At 60.9% G+C, this 13,749-nt stretch carries 17 protein-coding genes and 1 pseudogene; 5 read left to right on the plus strand and 13 right to left on the minus strand.

Annotated elements, in window-relative coordinates:
• Positions 1-290: 290 nt before the first annotated feature.
• Both AADX97_RS09205 and AADX97_RS09210 read left to right on the plus strand, forming a co-directional pair.
• Positions 291-1,412, plus strand: a complete 1,122-nt coding sequence (locus AADX97_RS09205; RefSeq protein WP_374232669.1) for an ISL3 family transposase — start codon at positions 291-293, stop codon at positions 1,410-1,412.
• Entirely contained in the window at positions 1,360-1,542 is a 183-nt protein-coding gene (locus tag AADX97_RS09210; RefSeq protein WP_374232667.1) for a transposase, read from the plus strand. The genes AADX97_RS09205 and AADX97_RS09210 overlap by 53 nt, the downstream gene beginning before the upstream one ends.
• A gap of 205 nt (positions 1,543-1,747) precedes the next feature.
• On the opposite strand, the gene AADX97_RS09215 is transcribed toward AADX97_RS09210, so the two are convergent.
• The 10 genes from AADX97_RS09215 to AADX97_RS09260 form a co-directional block, all read right to left on the minus strand.
• Positions 1,748-1,996, minus strand: a complete 249-nt coding sequence (locus tag AADX97_RS09215; RefSeq protein WP_374232659.1) for a YgiT-type zinc finger protein — start codon at positions 1,994-1,996, stop codon at positions 1,748-1,750.
• 8 nt (positions 1,997-2,004) lie between these two features.
• Positions 2,005-2,472: a DUF4258 domain-containing protein gene (locus AADX97_RS09220; RefSeq protein ID WP_374238668.1), complete on the minus strand. Its 468-nt coding sequence runs from the start codon at positions 2,470-2,472 to the stop codon at positions 2,005-2,007.
• Between the two features lie 11 nt (positions 2,473-2,483).
• A complete protein-coding gene (locus AADX97_RS09225) occupies positions 2,484-2,720 on the minus strand; it encodes a type II toxin-antitoxin system MqsA family antitoxin (RefSeq protein WP_374232666.1) in 237 nt (78 codons plus the stop codon).
• A complete protein-coding gene (locus tag AADX97_RS09230) occupies positions 2,713-3,000 on the minus strand; it encodes a DUF4258 domain-containing protein (protein ID WP_374232665.1) in 288 nt (95 codons plus the stop codon). Before AADX97_RS09230 ends, AADX97_RS09225 begins: the two co-directional genes overlap by 8 nt.
• Before the next feature lie 131 nt (positions 3,001-3,131).
• Complete coding sequence (locus AADX97_RS09235) at positions 3,132-3,332, minus strand: hypothetical protein (protein WP_374232664.1); 201 nt, start codon at positions 3,330-3,332, stop codon at positions 3,132-3,134.
• A complete protein-coding gene (locus AADX97_RS09240) occupies positions 3,329-3,613 on the minus strand; it encodes a DUF4258 domain-containing protein (RefSeq protein WP_374232663.1) in 285 nt (94 codons plus the stop codon). Before AADX97_RS09240 ends, AADX97_RS09235 begins: the two co-directional genes overlap by 4 nt.
• 104 nt (positions 3,614-3,717) lie before the next feature.
• Positions 3,718-4,185, minus strand: a complete 468-nt coding sequence (locus AADX97_RS09245) for a DUF4365 domain-containing protein (protein ID WP_374232661.1) — start codon at positions 4,183-4,185, stop codon at positions 3,718-3,720.
• A 39-nt stretch (positions 4,186-4,224) separates the two neighbouring features.
• Entirely contained in the window at positions 4,225-4,641 is a 417-nt protein-coding gene (locus AADX97_RS09250; protein ID WP_374232660.1) for a hypothetical protein, read from the minus strand.
• 100 nt (positions 4,642-4,741) lie between these two features.
• Complete coding sequence (locus AADX97_RS09255; RefSeq protein WP_374232659.1) at positions 4,742-4,990, minus strand: YgiT-type zinc finger protein; 249 nt, start codon at positions 4,988-4,990, stop codon at positions 4,742-4,744.
• Between the two features lie 8 nt (positions 4,991-4,998).
• A complete protein-coding gene (locus AADX97_RS09260; RefSeq protein ID WP_374232658.1) occupies positions 4,999-5,367 on the minus strand; it encodes a DUF4258 domain-containing protein in 369 nt (122 codons plus the stop codon).
• Between the two features lie 27 nt (positions 5,368-5,394).
• On the opposite strand from AADX97_RS09260, the gene AADX97_RS09265 reads away from it, so the two are divergent.
• Together AADX97_RS09265 and AADX97_RS09270 are read left to right on the plus strand one after the other, a co-directional pair.
• On the plus strand, positions 5,395-6,120 hold the full coding sequence (locus AADX97_RS09265) for a site-specific integrase (RefSeq protein ID WP_374232657.1): 726 nt from the start codon (positions 5,395-5,397) through the stop codon (positions 6,118-6,120).
• Positions 6,121-6,220: 100 nt separating this feature from the next.
• A pseudogene (locus tag AADX97_RS09270) lies at positions 6,221-6,904 on the plus strand (integron integrase); the annotation flags it as partial.
• An 80-nt stretch (positions 6,905-6,984) separates the two neighbouring features.
• On the opposite strand, the gene AADX97_RS09275 reads toward AADX97_RS09270, so the two are convergent.
• Both AADX97_RS09275 and AADX97_RS09280 read right to left on the minus strand, forming a co-directional pair.
• Positions 6,985-7,455: a hypothetical protein gene (locus AADX97_RS09275; RefSeq protein WP_374232656.1), complete on the minus strand. Its 471-nt coding sequence runs from the start codon at positions 7,453-7,455 to the stop codon at positions 6,985-6,987.
• A gap of 278 nt (positions 7,456-7,733) precedes the next feature.
• Positions 7,734-9,953 carry a CHASE2 domain-containing protein gene (locus tag AADX97_RS09280; RefSeq protein WP_374232655.1) on the minus strand — a complete coding sequence of 740 codons (2,220 nt, stop codon included), beginning with the start codon at positions 9,951-9,953 and terminating at the stop codon, positions 7,734-7,736.
• Between the two features lie 326 nt (positions 9,954-10,279).
• Between AADX97_RS09280 and AADX97_RS09285 the strand changes: the two genes are divergently transcribed.
• Positions 10,280-10,498: a hypothetical protein gene (locus AADX97_RS09285; RefSeq protein ID WP_374232654.1), complete on the plus strand. Its 219-nt coding sequence runs from the start codon at positions 10,280-10,282 to the stop codon at positions 10,496-10,498.
• A 113-nt stretch (positions 10,499-10,611) separates the two neighbouring features.
• Here the strand turns inward: AADX97_RS09285 and AADX97_RS09290 are convergent, their stop codons facing one another.
• Complete coding sequence (locus AADX97_RS09290; RefSeq protein ID WP_374232653.1) at positions 10,612-13,479, minus strand: AAA family ATPase; 2,868 nt, start codon at positions 13,477-13,479, stop codon at positions 10,612-10,614.
• Positions 13,480-13,749 lie beyond the last annotated feature (270 nt).

The following is a 13,749-nucleotide window of genomic DNA, read 5'->3' on the forward strand; positions in this document are numbered from 1 at the left end:
GCGACGGCCGGGAAAGATCATCGTTCCTGCGCGACACCGGTAGACCGAGCTGATTGGCGTCGGCCGGCTCTTTCCTCGGTCGGCCTGACATGCCGGGCCAAGTACTATGCAATTCGCGCGACACGATCTGCCACCTCTTCAGGAAGCTAAATTCTTAGAAAGATGTCGAGAGGAAACAAATAATCGGCTCTCCCGGATCTCAGGGAACCCCAAGGTGAGCGAAATCAGTGTTCTACGAGACCGATCTCGGTAAACTTCCATTCGAACGACTTTAACTCATTGGAAATCCGATGATTGATCAGAAGCAACTCCTGCGCCTGCTCGGACTGCCGCAGATCGCCATCGACCGTGTCGAGATCACGGACGCCGGTGTGCTGGAAATTCATGTGCACAGCACCGAAGACGGCGCGCACTGCCGGAGCTGTGGTCGACGCATCACCGAGCCGCATGGTCTCGGTGAAGAACGGCGGTTGCGCCATCTGTCGATCTTCGAGCATCGCACCGACATCGTCATTCGGCCCAAACGCTATCGCTGTCCCGATTGCCACGATCACCCGACCACCACCCAACGAGTGGACTGGTATGACCCGCGCAGCGCCTTTACCCGTGCGTTCGAACACAGCCTCTTGCGCGCCCTGATCAACAGTACCCTGGAAGACGTCGCGCACAAGGACGCCGTGACCCCGGAGCAACTCGAAGGCATTCTCGATCGGTGCGTCCCGAGCCAGATCGAGTGGATGACGCTCCCGGCGCTCCCCGTGCTCGGGCTTGACGAGATCGCCTTAACCAAAGGCCACGGCAACTTCGTGGTGATCGTCAGCGCCAGGGTTGAGGACACCCTGAGCATCCTCGCCGTGCTCAAAGACCGCACGCGCGCGAGCGTCGAGGCGTTTCTGCGCACCATCCCCAAACCCGTGAGGCGCACCGTTCGCGTCGTCTGCACCGACCTGTACAGCGGCTTCATCGGCGCGGCCAAGGCCGTCTTCGGTCAGCACGTCGCCATCTGCGCGGATCGGTTCCATGTCGCGCGGCTGTACCGCGACGCCGTCGAAACATTGCGCAAACAAGAGCTGCGCCGGCTCAAGCGCGACCTGTCGAAAGCCGAGTCCGGCGCGCTCAAGAACGTCCATTGGATCCTGCGCAAATCCGAATCCGACTTGAGCGCCGAGGAACGGCGGATCCGCGCCCGGTTATTCGCCCATTCCCCCCGACTCGCGCAAGCCCATGCCTTAAGCCAAGCCCTCACCGAGATCTATAATATGCCCCTGTCCAAAGGTCAGGCGAAGCGCAAACTCAGTGGCTGGATCCGACGGGTGAAGAACGCCGGGTTGACCTGTTTTTCAATCCTTCCTGAAAACGTTGCGACGTCATTGGGAGGAGATCACCAATTATTTTATCGAACGCCGCAATAGCGGGTTCGTCGAAGGGCTCAACAATAAGATCAAAGTATTAAAACGGCGGTGCTATGGCTTGAGCAACCTCCGGAGACTTTACCAAAGAGTGTACCTCGATCTGTGCGGCTATCGGGTTTTCGCGCGCTGAGCAATGAAAAACAAAAGGTTAAGCGTAGCGCGTCCAGCGATGTTTTCGACCAACGTGTTCGGTAAAAATGCCTACACCTTACTGTTTTTAAATATATTAGTGCTTTCCCTCAATTCCGGAAGAGCGTTACGAATAACGCGCCCAAAAGCCGTGCGGCAGGACGCTAGAATTCGGCACAAAGCTGGCCGCGGCTTTTGGGTCGCTGTTAATTCGCTTGTTGGGCCAGTGCCTGCGCCATGTTGACGACCTCTACATTCAATCGCGCACGCACGGGATGCTGCCTTTTCAGCAATGCATCGAGGTTGTCCAAAGTCGTTGCGTGAAAATACCTTTCACCGCATTCCGTGCACACTTCGGCTTCTACGTCCTCAACGATGTACAGTTTTTGCTGAAACCAGTGAGACCGTTTGACCTTTTTGGATCGGGTTTCCCCGCCGCAGAATTCACACTGCATAAATGCACCTAGATTGCGTATACGGTGATGATGATTAGGCTCGCTTCCTCTCGGAACCGGCAAACTACATGCATGCTTCGACCTGAAAGCGCTGGACCTGCAATACGATACCGAGTTCCCCTTGTGTCGTGCGTCATTTTCTTTTCGAGGAACCCTTTCAGAATGGCGTTCTCGACATCAGCGCGCTCGAACCCGTCATCCATCATCTCTTCTTCTGCATGCGAGGACAGATAATAGTCGCGGTCTACGATTCGTTGCTGAATTGTGCTGAGAACGCTCACGATGCTTCGAGATTGAAACCAAGTTGCCGCGATTGCTGCACTTTGTGGCCCAACGTGCAGCCTAAAGCGGCGCGCGCCACTGATGACCTTGCGAATTAGCACGACGCCCGTAGCGCGCTCGCTTTTAAGGCGAAGGTTAGGCTTCTTGTTTCCGGGGCACAAGTCAAGACCTGACCCCATCCGTTCCCTTCCCATCCGTTCCCTTCCTACGCGAAGTGGGCGACTTGGACGGGTCTGGGAATAGAAAACGCAGCCCGGTGGAGTTTGATTCTTTCGATTTCGTGCATCGTTTCGGCGGTCATGTAACTCTCGCCGCAGTGTGGGCAACTGACGACGGGAATATCCTCTATTAGCAAGAGGTCGCTGCCCTGCCCGAAGCTTCGAGTCACTTTTCGGACTACCGCCTCGCCAGCTCCGCAAATATCGCAAATTTGACTAGCCATTGGTATCTCTGAAGACAGTGACGATTACGAGCTTGCCCGTTGGGCCGAGTTTGACTACGGCAAATGCATTGTCGCCGTCCAATGTTGGGCCACGAATAAGCACTTTGGTTTCCGGCGGGTCCTTATCTCTCTGTCTTTCAACTACTTCCCCAGAGAGGAGCAACCGCTCCACATCGAAAATCGTTAAACTGTCGTCGTCCATTTCTTCGGCCGCGTGCACGGTAACGACATACCGATTCGTGCGCACGCATTCCCTGATCTGTCCGAGGGAGGGCTTCATTTATGCGACGTGCGTTTCTTCACTAGCCCAACGTCACCCATAAGCCGGGCCATACTGTGCCACGGAAACGCTTCAGAATTGCTTTGAACTCGATGCGCAGTACGGCCTCGGCTTGATGGGCGTGTTAGCCGTTAAGCTGCTTTGTGTCTTGCAAGAAGTTCCCTTATTGCTGGCACAAGCTCACTCGGGACCTCCATCATTGTTTGACCATTCATTTCGAATGCAGCCTCGTCTTCGGCAAGCGCATCGTCTTCTGTCTGGGTTTCGTAGTGTGCCAGAACCCTAATCACACGTTTTGAGTTCCAGCCTGGAGGGAATGAGTTTTCTTTCATTTCTGTTTTCTCCGGTGTCTGCGCCGGAAGGCAGTCAGCGGCTTACCCCTGAGTTCGTAGGCAGTGATTACGAAGACGCTGTTTGGTTCTGGATCAGGTACGTAGATGACCCTCAAGAATCTTCCGCCTGAAGTGCGTCCGAGGGCCACCCGCGAACCATCTCTACCTGGCCGATCTTCGGAAGAATAGAGCAAGATTTCTTCGACTTCGTCCTCAGAGACACGATGCTCGTATATGTGCGGTGCACCTGTCTGAGGATCGATGAAGAAACGTATGTTCATGAACTCCTGGTTATGGTTATGTGCGTGGCTAACGTTAAGCGCAGCCCGCGCCTTGGAGCAGCCTGAGCGAAGCGAAGGCTGCTCCAAGGCGTCGGGCTGGCGCGCTAGTTAGCAGTTTGCTGGACGAGACGCTGAATCGCATGTTCAAACCTGTACGCTTCGAGTGATAAGAGATTCTTCGCGGACACATTGATACCCCATTCTGGTTTGGACTTTTTGTTCTCGTACTCTCGATTGACGAAAACCCCATTTTCCTGATTCCACGTCTCTGAGGGTATAAGGTACAGTGCTGGCTCAAGTCCGTCGTTAAGAAGCGCGAGTGCGAGATGAAGCTCTTCTCTCAAGAGAAACTTGTCCTTGCGCATAAACACGTAACCGGATTGACGCAAAGACTTGACTTGTATTTCGATGAATGGCCCTGAATCGTACCTTGCGACGAAATCGATTCCGCGGTCGTCAACTTCCGTACCGTATACCTGGAATCCGTACATTGTGAATTCCATTTTCACAAAATACTCAGCAAATGCGCCAACTTGTTGCTTGTTCAGGGCGCTCCATTGAAATCTTGGCATGGGTGGATGAGGCTCGCTCGCCGAGCAAATGGTTGTTTATTAAGATGCCCCATGGCCGAAACCGATCCTATGCCAAGCCTCCTTAAAATCCGGGGTGTCGTAAGCGGACGGCTGAAGCCAAAATGATATGCGACCATCCTTTTCGCCTCGATGGGCAAGACTCTTAACTTCTTCTGGGACGAGAACAAACGAAACAGGCTCGGCGGATACGTTATTGATTATCAGCCAGTAATCTCCCATGACTTTTTCGAGGCTAGTCCCGAGCGGTACCGGATTTCTTTTGGTGAGGGTCTTAACCTGGACACCAATAAATTCCGTTCCTGCTTTGTTGTAAGCGATGATATCGATGCCTCTGGCATTTCTCGCGGTGGGCATCACGTTCCAACCCATCCGGGACAGCATGTAGCATGCGTAGTACATTCCTATGTTGCCGGTGACTTGTGGTTCTAGCTTCATGCAGTGGTTTGTAGGCTAACGTTACGAATAACGTGCCCAAAAGCCGTGCGGCAGGACGCTAGAATTCGGCACAAAGCTGGCCGCGGCTTTTGGGTCGCTGTTAATTCGCTTGTTGGGCCAGTGCCTGCGCCATGTTGACGACCTCTACATTCAATCGCGCACGCACGGGATGCTGCCTTTTCAGCAATGCATCGAGGTTGTCCAAAGTCGTTGCGTGAAAATACCTTTCACCGCATTCCGTGCACACTTCGGCTTCTACGTCCTCAACGATGTACAGTTTTTGCTGAAACCAGTGAGACCGTTTGACCTTTTTGGATCGGGTTTCCCCGCCGCAGAATTCACACTGCATAAATGCACCTAGATTGCGTATACGGTGATGATGATTAGGCTCGCTTCCTCTCGGAACCGGCAAACTACATGCATGCTTCGACCTGAAAGCGCTGGACCTGCAATACGATACCGAGTTCCCCTTGTGTCGTGCGTCATTTTCTTTTCGAGGAACCCTTTCAGAATGGCGTTCTCGACATCAGCGCGCTCGAACCCGTCATCCATCATCTCTTCTTCTGCATGCGAGGACAGATAATAGTCGCGGTCTACGATTCGTTGCTGAATTGTGCTGAGAACGCTCACGATGCTTCGAGATTGAAACCAAGTTGCCGCGATTGCTGCACTTTGTGGCCCAACGTGTTCTAGGTTGCATGCATCGTTTAGTGTACTAGACTGCATGCAGTCTAGCGCAAGAGTAGCCTACGGATGTCCGAAGTCAACACCGCCAAGCCACGCCGTGAGGACGGCTCGCCGTCGAACTGGGACCGCTACCTGGATCTCCTGATCCGACGTCAGGTTCCGGCGAAGTTCCGTCAATGGTACATCCGACGGGTCGAGGATTTCCTGAAGGAACTCAAGCCGGCAGCCTTGTCGGCGCTGACGGCAGACCAGGTCACGGACTATCTGCGACGCATGTCGGCCCGCTCCGATCTGGCCGACTGGCAGATGCGTCAGATCGTCGATGCCTTGCGCCTGTTGTTGGTTGACCTAGCACAGGTTCCCGCCGGGAAAGGGGTCGATTGGGACTATTGGTGGGAGGGGCAGCGGACTCTGCCCCCCGAGCACGCGACGATCGCGCGAAGCACGGCCATGAACGCCGAGGACGGCGCCGATCCAACGGCCATCGGCGTCCCGCGATTCAGCCGCTCGGCACGGACGTTCCCGATCCTGGAAGACCTGGCTCGAACCATCCGGGCCATGCAGTACTCGATCCGCACCGAGCAATCCTATGTCGATTGGTGTCATCGCTTCCTGCTCTTCTGCGGGAGCAAGCCGCTCGACGCCCTGGGCGTCCCCGATGTTCAGCGGTTCTCGAAGACGCAGAGTCTGGCGTACAACGCGGTGGCGTTTCTGTTCAAACACCTCTTGGAGCGTCCGCTGGAGGGCGTTAAGGCGATTTCCGCAAACTTCCATACCCGTAGGTTGTGCTGACGATAGGAAGCACAACTTGCGCCGACGGTTGGTTGTGCCTCGCACGGCTCGGCACAACCTACGCCCTCGGCATGAAGGTTTCCGGAGTTCGCCTAAGTTCTCGAAAACGCGGCGTCAGGCACGGCTGCCCGTGGTCTTGAGCCGCGACGAGATGCGCGCGCTGTTGGCGCACTTGGACGGCACACTCGGATTGATGGCCCGGCTGATGTACGGGACCGGGATGCGCTTGATGGAGTGCGTGCGGCTGCGGGTGCTGGATCTGGACTTCGACAACGGCTTGATCCTGGTGCGCAACGGCAAGGGCGGCAAGGATCGGGCGGTGCCCTTGCCGCAGCGGCTGCGCGCGCCGTTGCAGGCCCATTTGACGCGGGTCGAGGCACAGCATCGAGGCGACTTGGCGGCCGGCAGCGGAGCCGTGTACCTGCCGCCCGCGCTGGCGCGCAAGTACCCGAGCGCGCAACGCGACTGGATCTGGCAGTATGTGTTTCCCAGCGCGCGGCTGTCGCAGGATCCCGACTCGGGCCAGGTGCGCCGCCACCATCTGCACGAATCCGCGTTGCAGCGCGCGGTCAAGGCCGCGGGTCAGGCGGCACGGATCGCGAAGCGGGTGAATTCTCATGCCTTGAGGCACTCGTTCGCGACCCATTTGCTGGAAGCCGGGTACGACATCCGCACGGTACAGGAGCTGCTCGGACATGCGGACGTGTCGACGACCATGATCTACACCCATGTGCTGAATCGACCGGGGGTGCTGCCGGTGAAGAGTCCGGTGGACGCGATCTAGATGCCTGCGACGATGGGTCGCAACGCGCAGGCGCCGCTCCTTCCGTCCCGCGCCCAACCGATTCAGTCAGAACGGCCCCGTTAGGGCGCAAACCCCAGCGCCGCCCGCAAGCTCGCCGCGTCGCCGATGAACTGCACGCTCGTGATGCTGCCCCCTTCGGTCGCGATCAGGGTCGCCTTGCCGGGCTCGCTCGGCAGCATGGCGGTCTCCTCGGCCTCTCGCCCCAGCAGCATGGGATAGGGCCGCTTGCGCATCTTGGGCAGTGCGATCATCGAGGTCACCAGGCCGGGCATGGCGCTGATGTCGGAGACGTATTGGATTCCGGCCGCCGACAGCAACTCGGTCGTTTGGTCCGCCAGCGCGGTCTCGACGAGTGCGGAGACCTCGCGCTCTTTGCTGAAAATCAGCAGGCGGGTGTTGGCGTCGATGGTTTGGGTTGTGTCGTGTTGGTCTTTGAACGTCAGCACGGGCATCGGGGTTCCGGTCTCGAGTGACGCTGCGGACACGAAGACGGGAAGGAGAAGCAGGATGAAGATCAAGGATTTCAGCATCTGGTGAGACCTCGGCTCGGTGAGAAAGGGTTACAAGGACCGGTGTTGAACGGAGCTGGTGCGATCCGCGGCAGCGACGGTTGTCGGGCGGAGCGGCAGTCAAGACATCAGCGACGCGTCATGGACGTCGTTTGTTGGCCTGACTGCCGAAGAGTCGAGTACAACTCGACGAGTCCGAGCTGCGGTCAATGCGCGTCGGGTGGATCATGATTCGGGTCCGAACAGGGACCTGGAGACGCGATCGGCGCACAACCAGGATTGGCCTTCCGCGGCCGTCGCTATTTCGTATCCATCCGGATCACGCGCGGATCCTCGCCCTGCCCCGGCTCGGCCATCATGCGACGGGAGCGCTCCAGATAGAAGTGCGACGGGCCGTCGTCCGGGTTCGCCTCGAGGATCGCTTGTAACCGCTCGGCCGCCTCGGACCAGCGTGCATCCTGGTACAGGGCCAGCGCCGACTCGAAGACCTCGCAGAGGTGCATCTGCGCCTCGGTGGCGGTCTCCCGTTTGGCCAAGACCTCATAGACCGGGATCGCGTCGGTCTTGCCGACGAATTGGAAGGCGCCGAGCGAGCGCATCACCAGGTTCTCGAATCCCGCCACCACCTCGCCCGTGGCCAGGATCTGGGTCCCGACGTGCTTGTTGAGCCCCTCGACGCGCGAGGCGGTGTTGGCCGAGTCGCCGACGATGCTGTAGACGAAGCGCCCGCCCCCGCCGGCGTGGCCCACATAGACGTAGCCCGCCTCGAGACCGATGCGCAGGCGCGCATTGGGCATGTCGTGGCGTTTCCTGAAGTCTTTGATCGCCTCACCGGCATCCAGGGCGGCGAGCAGGGCCTTGCGGCGCGGGTCGGGCGACGGCTTGTCGGCGACCCAGGCGCACATGATGGCGTCCGCACGGAACTCGGTGACATGGACCCCGTGCTTTTTCAGCGGCGCGGCAAGGGTTTCGAAGTAGTCGTTCAAAAATTTGGCAAGCTCCGCGGGCGGCAAGGTCTCGGCGATGGTGGAAAAACCAGCCATGTCGGTGGCAAGACAGGTGCCGTAGACGACCTGATTAAGTTTGCCCGGATCCAGCCGGTTCTGGACCAGATCCCGCACGAGCTCGTCGGGCAGGTAATAGTTGATGGCCTCGCTGATGCGCTGACCGCGACGGCGTTCCATCAGATACTGACCGAGCAGGCCAACGAAGAGACCGATCGGCGCCATGACCAGGAGGGGTGTGGCAACCGGCAGGATCAAGGCACGCTCGACGAACATCCAGTACGCCGCCCCCCCGTAGCCGACGATCAAGACCAGGGCCGCCGGTACGCCGATGTAAACGGGCAGCGCATAGGCGAGCGCGCCCAAGGCGAGACCGAACACCAACAGGAGCACCGCGGCGCCGAGGTGGTCGAGCTGCGTCAGTGACCGATTGGTCAGCAGGTTGCCGAAGGTTGTTGCGGCGATCTCGACCCCGCTCAGGTCCACTCCGTCCTCGCGCGTGAAGACGGTGTGAAAGCGGTCCGGCTGTCCCGGATCGAACAGGTCGGAGTAGCCGACAAAGACCACCTTGCCGGCGAGTTCCAGCGCCTCGGGCGGCACGTTCGGATCCTCGATCCCCATGACCGCATGATAGGGGACGGTCGTGATGGTGCCCGGAGGCCCGTAGAAATTGATGAAGCGGTGAGCATCGCCCGCGTAGAGGGCCGCGAGCACCGCAACCGGATCCGCATCTCCCGTCGCAACGGCACCTCGCAGCTCGGGGGCCGCCTCAAAGATCGTCCGCAACCCGCGCATCAGCAGACGCAGCTGCACCGGATCCGCGAAGGCTTCGTCCGGATTCGGCAATCCGTTCAACGCATCCGGATCGACGGCCCGGATCCGGTCGAGGAGTGCGGGAAGCGCGTCCCGCTGATGGATCTGCAAGACCATGGCGGGCAGCGTCGGCGAGGCGTCGGCGCTCTCTTTGAACACCCAGAAGTGATGGACGGAGGCGCCCTCCTTGGGCAGCGGAAAGCTCGCGACGGCGGCGGCGGACTCGGCAAGCGCCGAGAATGGCGGGATTGCGTCCTCCTCCCAGACCATCCCGACGTGGCGTCCGGTCTGATCGGAGATGGGTCGCCGCTTGCCTGTAAGCAGCTCCACAAGAACGACATTGCCGGCACGGTCCAGGGCATCGACGAAGACTTGATCGGACTGCGAATCTTTGGCGATCCCGAAATGCACGTCGAAGGCGACGACCGACGCGCCACGACGCACCAAGGCGTCGACCAGCTCGCCATGAACGGATCTGGGCCACTCGCGGGGCAGACTCGGCAGCCCGAGCTGCTCGCCGGAACGGCCGTCGATGGCAACGACGACCACGTCATCGGGTGGCGTGAGCGTGCCCCGGGCTTTGAATAAGAGGTTCAGTCCGACGGACTGCTCCAATGCGACGCCGGGCGGCAGCGCCTCCAAGACAACGCCCGCCAATCCGACCGCCAGACCCACAAGAAGACCGATCAACCATCGCCGCATGAAATGATCCCGACGCGATCAGAGAGGAAGCGCAACGATCGAACACCGATCAAGCCACACGCGACAGTCGTTCCGCCGAGATGGGCAGCGGCGACAGGCTCTCCTTCTCGACGAGCCGAGGCGCCGCGGTGCCGGGACGGACGCACGCCGTTGAACCCACGACGAGGTGCCAAGAAGCCTAGCGGAACTCCGGGGGCCGGACAAGGCAGCTTTGCGCCGCTGCAACCGGCTCTTGTCCGTTAGCGGGATCTAAGGGTACGCTCACCGAAAAACCGAGGATCCTAAAGGATGACTTCGACGAGCTGATCGCCGGATCCCAGAACGCGATGCTCAGCGCGCCCTTGCTAACCCGGATGCTGGTGTTGGAGCCCGTGCTGAGCAGTTTTCCGCAGGATCGGCCCAAGCCCCGTCGTTTGGCCGAGGCGCTCGCCGCACTCCCCGAAGTCGATCGGTCCGTCGGCGGCGACCTGATTGGCGCCTTCACCAACGTGGTGAAGCACTTGGCGCCGAAAGGCTATGTTGCATCTTACTGGTGTCCCGCGTGACGATCGGTGCACCGGAGCCGGTCGATCCGTCCGATCTCGGGCCTCTCGATCCGGGTCGGTCGGACATCCCGTCAGCCATCGCTTGTCTGCGCGGGCATCTGTTTGGCGGCGACCTACGCTGCAGTCGTCGAGGATGACGCCAAGAGTCGGGCGGCATCCTGCGGCCTGTCCTGATCGGTCAAGAACCGAGCCAACGTTGCGGCGGCGCGCCGCTCCAGCGTCCTCGCCTGCTGTTCGCGTGCGAGCGTCAAGGCCCGGCCCAACCCGGCTTCCACCTCATCGATTACCGCTTCGCCTTGCCGCCATCTCAGCTCGGCCTGAAGCCGGTGGAGCTCGGCCTCGTACCAACGCTCCCCCGTACGCTCGACCGTCGCCAACGCCTCGGCCACCTGGTCGAGCGCGTCCGGCAAATATCCCGAATGAGCATACGCCTCGGCCAGTCGAGCCAAATAGTAGGGCCTGATCAAGACCGCTCCGGTCGCGTCCCACTCCTTGAGGCCCAGGCGAATCGAGACGATCCCGGCCGCCGGCTTACCCTGCTCGGCCAACGCCCATCCACGCAGGATACGCCCACCGGCCAGCCATACGGCGATCTGCTCCTGCTCGCAGTGCTCAATCAGGCTCTGGGCCTCCGCCTCCACGCGGGCCGGGGCCCCGACCCCTTGAGCGAGGAGCATGCGGGTCCAGAGGATCTGCGCGACCCCGAAAGGCTGAGCCAACTCACGGGCAAGCCGCAGACCCGTCTCGATCCGGATCGATGCCTGCTTGGGGGACCCGAGGAGCCAGTACAGCAAGGCGGCATACATCTCGCGCACCACGACCGGATCTTCTCCGTATTCCGCGACTAAATGCCGACGCGTCTGGACGTTGAGTGCGAGTTGATCGGCATCGACCTGGATCCGTGCCCGCGCCAATTCGCCCGTGAAGAGGTCGGTCTGGCCGACCGCGTTGCGCGCCGGCAGGATGCACTCCGACGTCTGCGCCCCCTCGATCACCGCTGCCAATTCCCGAGCCAATTTCCGTGCATGATGAAGATCGGCACGGGTCACGAAGTAGTTCCAAAGGCCGCAGAGCACCGGCAGCAGGGTTGGCGTCTTCGGAAACTGTCGGCAAAGGGCGTGCGCACGCCCGTACGCAGAGGCGACAGCCGGCGCACCGAACCCGTCGGTCGCGATCGCGGCGGCCCCGAGGGCGATCTGCAGCTTTAGCTCCTCGCGCCCGCGCTCGGCACCCTGCGACCAGCGTGCGAGCAGTGCGAGTCCCCGCCGAAGATGGACCTGAGCCGCCTCCGCGGCGAACCGCGTCAGTGCGGTCTCCCCGGCCAGGCGATGATAGCGGGCCGCGCGGCGATCGTCGTGGCCCCGCTCGAAGTGCTCGGCCAGCTCGACCGCGAGGGCTGCGCCCTCGGTCCCGTATCCGGCCTCCAACCGCGCGCCGATCGCTCGATGCAGACGAACGCGCCGGCTGCTGCCGATGCGCCAGTAGAGCACCTCCTGGTAGAGCGCGTGGCGAAACGTGTAGGCTTCCGTCAGGGTGCCATCGGGCCACTCGACGGGACCCCGCACCGCAATGAGCTGCTCGCGCCGCGCAAGACCCTCGCAGACCGCCTCGACCGCGGCCTCCGACAGGTCGAGCGCTGCCCCGACCGCCGCGACCGTAAACACCGGCCCGGCGACGCTGGCGGCCTCGAGAACCTGCTGCTCGGCCGTATCCAGTCGCTCGATCTGCACCTCGATGAACTGCTGCAGATCGGTCGGCAGGGTCGCCGCCGCCCTGTCCAACCCGTCGCCTGTGTGCGGATCCGCCAGCTCCGGACGCTCGAGCAGATACTCGGTCAGCTTGGCCATGAAAAGCGGTTGCCCCGCCGTGCGACGATGCACCAAGGTCGCCACGGCTCCCGCAGTCTCGGGCGGCAATCGACTCGCGACATAGATCCGTACCGCCGCCTCGTCCAGTCCGCGCAGGGCGATCTCCCGGCTCTGCCCGTGCCACTGCAGCTCGTCCTTGAGGGTCTTGAGCGGATGCCCCGTCTTGGACAACTCGATCGGCCGACAGGTGCCGATCACCAGGATGCGCGCCGCCTCGGGTCGACGCGCCAGCACCGCAAGGGCCTCGACGGTGGCCTGGTCGCACCACTGCAAATCTTCCAGGAAGAGCACCAGCGGCCGCGCGGCGGCGATTGCCTCGAGGGCGTCGGCCAGCTCCCGCTGATAGCGGTGCGCATTCACCGGCGCCTGACGGTGCTGCATGGCCTCGCGCTCGGGCGGCGTCAGCACGCCCGACAACTGGGCGAGCCAGCCCGGCGCTTGTTGGCGAAGATGGGCGATAACCGTCTCGCCCCGCGGTCCACGACACAGGCGATTCAATGCCTCGAGCATGGCCAGATAGGGCTCGCCGGCTCCGCTGTGCTCGACACATTGACCACGTCCGAGCCAGATCTCGGGCGAAAAGATCGCAGGGGAGATTGAAGGATCCTTCAACGACCGGATCCAGGCATCCACCAGGGTGCTTTTGCCGATACCTGCCTCGCCGGTCACGAACAGGATACGGCGCCGGCCCCGACAAACCTCGTCGTAGCAGTCCCGGAAGCGAACAAGCTCGGCCTCACGTCCCAGGACGACCGGCGCGGCAACTGCGGGGAGCCCCGCCTCCCCGGAGGTCGCCGAGTCGACCGGCGCGATGAAACGATAGCCGCGCCGGTGCAAGGTCTGGATATAGACCGGCGCCTTGGGATCATCGCCCAAGCTCCGGCGCAGCTCGCCGATGGAAACCGCCAAGGTACCCACGCCGACGACCGTCTTGCGCCAAACCTCGGCCAAGAGGCGGTCGTGCTCCACGACTTCACCGGGATGCTTGAGCAGGTACCAAAGCACTTCAAGCGTCTTGGCACGCAGCGGAATCTCGGCCTCATGTCGCCACAAAGGTCCACGGGGTCCGGCTAGCCGATAGGGCCCGAAGCAGACTGCGGGTGGCGGTGTCATCGCGTTACTGTGCTCCAGAGAGGGCCATCAGGCCGTTCCGTGTATACAAATGTCCCGCCGAAGGATTCGGAAGGGGCCTGATTCGGCACCCGCACACAGAGGCCGGCGAGCGGGCCCCATGACGGGGCGGCGTGCAACCCGGTGCATTTCAGACGGATGCCGGGGTTTTCATATCAGGAATCGATTGGAAATTAAACTGAAATTTAAGAGATCTTTAAGGACTCCCGAGACAAGTGGCGGGTAGCCTAAGTCCGACGATCAAGCTAGGAC

The organism is Thiocapsa sp. C2-2m (genome assembly GCF_041903745.1).
Lineage (GTDB): Bacteria > Pseudomonadota > Gammaproteobacteria > Chromatiales > Chromatiaceae > Thiocapsa > Thiocapsa roseilacustris.